This window comes from Shigella sp. FJ200513 (assembly GCF_040495915.1).
GTDB lineage: Bacteria > Pseudomonadota > Gammaproteobacteria > Enterobacterales > Enterobacteriaceae > ECMA0423.
The window spans coordinates 1-5,858 of the sequence record NZ_JBDYCV010000157.1; the positions used below are offsets into that span (position 1 = coordinate 1).

Consider the following 5,858-nt stretch of genomic DNA (forward strand, 5'->3'; position numbering starts at 1 on the left):
CTGATGGAAATGGAAGCCACGCAAGCACCTTAAAATCACCATCATACACTAAATCAGTAAGTTGGCAGCATTACCTTAATCTTAAAGGGCACTATGACTCTAAAGAAGAAGGGTTCGCCAATCGATACAATTTTGCGTACTTGCTTCATAAGCATCACGCAAAAGCTGCAAAACAGCATCTTTCCCGGAACCAGCATCAAGAACTCGCCGTTCGCTTCTTCCCCTGAAATGATTAACTCCGGTATCATGTGCGCCTTATGTGATTACAACGAAAATAAAAACCATCACACCCCATTTAATATCAGGGAACCGGACATAACCCCATGAGTGCAATAGAAAATTTCGACGCCCATACGCCCATGATGCAGCAGTATCTCAAGCTGAAAGCCCAGCATCCCGAGATCCTGCTGTTTTACCGGATGGGTGATTTTTATGAACTGTTTTATGACGACGCAAAACGCGCGTCGCAACTGCTGGATATTTCACTGACCAAACGCGGTGCTTCGGCGGGAGAGCCGATCCCGATGGCGGGGATTCCCTACCATGCGGTGGAAAACTATCTCGCCAAACTGGTGAATCAGGGAGAGTCCGTTGCCATCTGCGAACAAATTGGCGATCCGGCGACCAGCAAAGGTCCGGTTGAGCGCAAAGTTGTGCGTATCGTTACGCCAGGCACCATCAGCGATGAAGCCCTGTTACAGGAGCGTCAGGACAACCTGCTGGCGGCTATCTGGCAGGACAGCAAAGGTTTCGGCTACGCGACGCTGGATATCAGCTCCGGGCGTTTTCGCCTGAGCGAACCGGCCGACCGCGAAACGATGGCGGCAGAGCTGCAACGCTCTAATCCGGCGGAACTGCTGTATGCAGAAGATTTCGCCGAGATGTCGCTGATTGAAGGCCGTCGCGGCCTGCGCCGTCGCCCGCTGTGGGAGTTTGAAATCGACACCGCGCGCCAGCAGTTGAATCTGCAATTTGGCACCCGCGATCTGGTCGGTTTTGGCGTCGAGAACGCGCCGCGCGGACTTTGTGCTGCCGGTTGTCTGTTGCAGTATGCGAAAGATACCCAACGCACGACCCTGCCGCATATTCGTTCTATCACCATGGAACGTGAGCAGGACAGCATCATTATGGATGCCGCGACACGTCGTAACCTGGAAATTACTCAGAACCTGGCGGGCGGTGCGGAAAATACGCTGGCTTCTGTGCTCGACTGCACCGTCACGCCGATGGGTAGTCGTATGCTGAAACGCTGGCTGCATATGCCAGTGCGCGATACCCGCGTGTTGCTTGAGCGCCAGCAAACTATTGGCGCATTGCAGGATTTCACCGCCGAGTTGCAGCCGGTACTGCGTCAGGTCGGCGACCTGGAACGTATTCTGGCACGTCTGGCTTTACGAACTGCTCGCCCACGCGATCTGGCCCGTATGCGCCACGCTTTCCAGCAACTGCCGGAGCTGCGTGCGCAGTTAGAAACTGTCGATAGTGCACCGGTACAGGCGCTACGTGAGAAGATGGGCGAGTTTGCCGAGCTGCGCGATCTGCTGGAGCGAGCAATCATCGACACACCGCCGGTGCTGGTACGCGACGGTGGTGTTATCGCATCGGGCTATAACGAAGAGCTGGATGAGTGGCGCGCGCTGGCTGACGGCGCGACCGATTATCTGGAGCGTCTGGAAGTCCGCGAGCGTGAACGTACCGGCCTGGACACGCTAAAAGTTGGCTTTAATGCGGTGCACGGCTACTACATTCAAATCAGCCGTGGGCAAAGCCATCTGGCACCCATCAACTACATGCGTCGCCAGACGCTGAAAAACGCCGAGCGCTACATCATTCCAGAGCTAAAAGAGTACGAAGATAAAGTTCTCACCTCAAAAGGCAAAGCACTGGCACTGGAAAAACAGCTTTATGAAGAGCTGTTCGACCTGCTGTTGCCGCATCTGGAAGCGTTGCAACAGAGCGCGAGCGCGCTGGCGGAACTCGACGTGCTGGTTAACCTGGCGGAACGGGCCTATACCCTGAACTACACCTGCCCGACCTTCATTGATAAACCGGGCATTCGCATTACCGAAGGTCGCCATCCGGTAGTTGAACAAGTACTGAATGAGCCATTTATCGCTAACCCGCTGAATCTGTCGCCGCAGCGCCGTATGTTGATTATTACCGGCCCGAACATGGGCGGTAAAAGTACCTATATGCGCCAGACCGCACTGATTGCGCTGATGGCCTACATCGGCAGCTATGTACCGGCACAAAAAGTCGAGATTGGACCTATCGATCGCATCTTTACCCGCGTAGGCGCGGCAGATGACCTGGCTTCCGGGCGCTCAACCTTTATGGTGGAGATGACTGAAACCGCCAATATTTTACATAACGCCACCGAATACAGTCTGGTGTTAATGGATGAGATCGGGCGTGGAACGTCCACCTACGATGGTCTGTCGCTGGCGTGGGCGTGCGCAGAAAATCTGGCGAATAAGATTAAGGCATTGACGCTGTTTGCCACCCACTATTTCGAGCTGACCCAGCTACCGGAGAAAATGGAAGGCGTCGCCAACGTACATCTCGATGCGCTGGAGCACGGCGACACTATCGCCTTTATGCACAGCGTGCAGGACGGCGCGGCGAGCAAAAGCTACGGTCTGGCGGTTGCTGCTCTGGCGGGCGTACCGAAAGAGGTTATTAAGCGCGCACGGCAAAAACTGCGTGAGCTGGAAAGCATTTCGCCGAACGCCGCCGCGACGCAAGTGGATGGTACGCAGATGTCTTTGCTGTCAGTGCCAGAAGAAACTTCGCCTGCGGTCGAAGCACTGGAAAATCTCGACCCGGATTCACTGACTCCGCGTCAGGCGCTGGAGTGGATTTATCGCTTGAAGAGTCTGGTGTAATAACAATTCCCGATAGTCTTTTGCTATCGGGAATATTAACGACAACTGACGAATCAAATAAAAATACCCTGTATAATAGGAAAGCTTATTTTACAGGGTAAAACCATGCCATCTACACGCTACCAAAAAATCAATGCCCATCACTATCGCCATATATGGGTCGTTGGTGATATTCATGGTGAATATCAGTTATTACAATCCCGCTTACATCAACTCTCTTTTTTCCCCGAAACCGACTTACTTATTTCTGTCGGCGATAATATTGATCGTGGGCCGGAGAGTCTTGACGTCCTGCGCCTGCTAAACCAGCCCTGGTTTATCTCCGTTAAAGGCAACCACGAAGCAATGGCGCTGGATGCGTTCGCGACCGGCGATGGCAATATGTGGCTTGCCAGCGGTGGTGACTGGTTTTTCGATTTAAATGATTGCAACAAGAGGCAATAGTTCTGTTGCTGAAATTCCATCACCTTCCACATATTATTGAAATCACTAACGACATAATAAAATATGTCATCGCACATGCAGATTATCCGGGTGATGAATATCTCTTTGGCAAAGAAATAGCGGAGAGCGAATTACTCTGGCCTGTTTATCGTGTGCAGAAATCGCTTAATGGCGAGTTACAACAAATAAACGGCGCTGATTATTTTATATTTGGACATATGATGTTTGATAACATTCAGACGTTCGCTAACCAGATTTATATTGATACCGGATCGCCGAAAAGTGGGCGGCTGTCATTTTATAAAATAAGGTAGTCTCATGCTTCTTCTGTGAAGCATGAGTAACCAGATGTTATTTCAGGCCATTATTCATTTTTCGCTACCAGCAAAGAGAGATCCTGCTTCGCCAGCGCGCGACTGGCACTCTCCGGCAAACCGTCGTCTGTAATAATCTGATCAAACTCGCTTAATGGTAACGCCAGCCATGTCGCCACCTGACCATATTTCGTCGCATCACAGACCAAAACTCGCTGGCGGCTGGCACTGGCAATCGCCCGTTTCACCGTGACTTTATCTTCCGCTGGCGTAGAAATCCCCCGCACACTCCATGACGATGCAGAAATAAAAGCCTGATCAATCATCAGGCTGCACAGCATGGTCGCAGCGGCTTCCCCGACACAGGAACGGTTTTCCCGACACACTGCACCGCCAGTGTGAATAATTGTGCAATTACTGTTGTCGAGCAAGTAGTTCGCAATAACGAAATCGTTTGTGACCACAGTCAGTGACTCCATGTGAATCAGATGCTGTGCTATCGCTAACGTGGTCGTTCCCGCATCCAGATAGATACAACTTCCCGGCAGAACAAGACTTGCCGCCAGCTTGCCAATAGCCGCTTTTTGCGTCATTGCCAGCGCAGTTTTTACCTGATGAGAAGGTTCATGCGCCACGCGTCCCGGAGACTGGACGCCTCCGGACACCAGCACAACGGCTCCCTGCTGCTCCAGTTTTTGTAAATCCCGACGAATGGTCATATGTGACACATTAATTCTGTCCGTTAGTTCAGCAATACTGACAATGCCTTTTTCAGCTACCATCTCAAGGATGATTTGGCGACGCTCTACGGGTATCAACTTTTGCTCCTTCCTTTGTCCTGCTGACATTCTACGCTATTTGCCTGCGAAACGTGCGCGGCGCAACTAACGCTTAGTTCACATAAAATAACACAAAATGTTAATTTATGTGAATCATCTCACCATATCGTTATCTCCCAGCGCTTATATTCACAATATCAAACAAAATATCACTTAAATTAACAAGGAGAGCAGATGAAAACGGGATCTGAGTTTCATGTCGGTATCGTTGGCTTAGGGTCAATGGGAATGGGAGCAGCACTGTCATGTGTCCGCGCAGGTTTTTCTACCTGGGGCGCAGACCTGAACAGCAATGCCTGCGCTACGTTGAAAGAGGCAGGTGCTTGCGGGGTTTCTGATAACGCCGCGACGTTTGCCGAAAAACTGGACGCTCTGCTGGTGCTGGTGGTCAATGCGGCCTAGGTTAAACAGGTGCTGTTTGGTGAAACAGGCGTTGCACAACATCTGAAACCCGGTACGGCAGTAATGGTTTCTTCCACTATCGCTAGTGCTGATGCGCAAGAAATTGCTACCGCTCTGGCTGGATTCGATCTGGAAATGCTGGATGCGCCAGTTTCTGGTGGTGCAGTAAAAGCCGCTAACGGTGAAATGACTGTCATGGCCTCCGGTAGCGATATTGCCTTTGAACGACTGGTACCCGTGCTGGAAGCCGTTGCCGGAAAAGTTTATCGCATAGGTGCAGAACCGGGACTAGGTTCGACCGTAAAAATTATTCACCAGTTGTTAGCGGGCGTACATATTGCTGCCGGAGCCGAAGCGATGGCACTTGCAGCCCGTGCGGGGATCCCGCTGGATGTGATGTATGACGTCGTGACCAATGCCGCCGGAAATTCCTGGATGTTCGAAAACCGGATGCGTCATGTGGTGGATGGCGATTACACCCCGCATTCAGCCGTCGATATTTTTGTTAAGGATCTTGGTCTGGTTGCCGATACAGCCAAAGCCCTGCACTTCCCGCTGCCATTGGCCTCAACAGCATTGAATATGTTCACCAGCGCCAGTAACGCGGGTTACGGGAAAGAAGACGATAGCGCAGTTATCAAGATTTTCTCTGGCATCACTCTACCGGGAGCGAAATCATGATCAAGATTGGCGTTATCGCCGATGATTTTACCGGCGCGACGGATATCGCCAGTTTTCTGGTGGAAAACGGTCTACCAACGGTACAAATTAACGGTGTTCCAACAGGTAAAATGCCGGAAGCAATCGACGCACTGGTGATCAGCCTGAAAACGCGCTCCTGTCCGGTGGTTGAAGCCACACAGCAATCGCTGGCGGCTCTGAGCTGGTTGCAACAGCATGAGGTAGCCTGAGTTTAACGGACACTCCTTCCTGAAATAGAATGGCATCAGAAGGAGCTAATAATGAGCAGAAAA

3 protein-coding genes and 3 pseudogenes are annotated in these 5,858 nt (G+C 51.5%); 4 read left to right on the forward strand and 2 right to left on the reverse strand.

The genetic code is table 11. The features are described from left to right. Positions 1-53: 53 nt before the first annotated feature. Positions 54-248, reverse strand: a complete 195-nt coding sequence (locus ABZJ92_RS20105; RefSeq protein ID WP_000611930.1) for a hypothetical protein — start codon at positions 246-248, stop codon at positions 54-56. 75 nt (positions 249-323) lie between these two features. On the opposite strand from ABZJ92_RS20105, the gene mutS reads away from it, so the two are divergent. Together mutS and pphB are read left to right on the forward strand one after the other, a co-directional pair. Further along, positions 324-2,885 (forward strand): DNA mismatch repair protein MutS, encoded by a 2,562-nt coding sequence (gene mutS, locus ABZJ92_RS20110; RefSeq protein WP_001272883.1) that lies wholly within the window; start codon positions 324-326, stop codon positions 2,883-2,885. A gap of 105 nt (positions 2,886-2,990) precedes the next feature. Further along, a pseudogene (gene pphB, locus ABZJ92_RS20115) lies at positions 2,991-3,643 on the forward strand (protein-serine/threonine phosphatase). Positions 3,644-3,693: 50 nt separating this feature from the next. Here the strand turns inward: pphB and ygbI are convergent. Next, positions 3,694-4,461, reverse strand: a complete 768-nt coding sequence (ygbI, locus tag ABZJ92_RS20120; protein WP_005051483.1) for a DNA-binding transcriptional repressor YgbI — start codon at positions 4,459-4,461, stop codon at positions 3,694-3,696. Positions 4,462-4,656: 195 nt separating this feature from the next. Between ygbI and ltnD the strand changes: the two are divergent. Further along, positions 4,657-5,565 (forward strand): annotated as a pseudogene (gene ltnD, locus ABZJ92_RS20125) (L-threonate dehydrogenase). Then, a pseudogene (locus ABZJ92_RS20130) lies at positions 5,562-5,780 on the forward strand (four-carbon acid sugar kinase family protein); the annotation flags it as partial. The pseudogenes ltnD and ABZJ92_RS20130, both read left to right, overlap by 4 nt. Positions 5,781-5,858 lie beyond the last annotated feature (78 nt).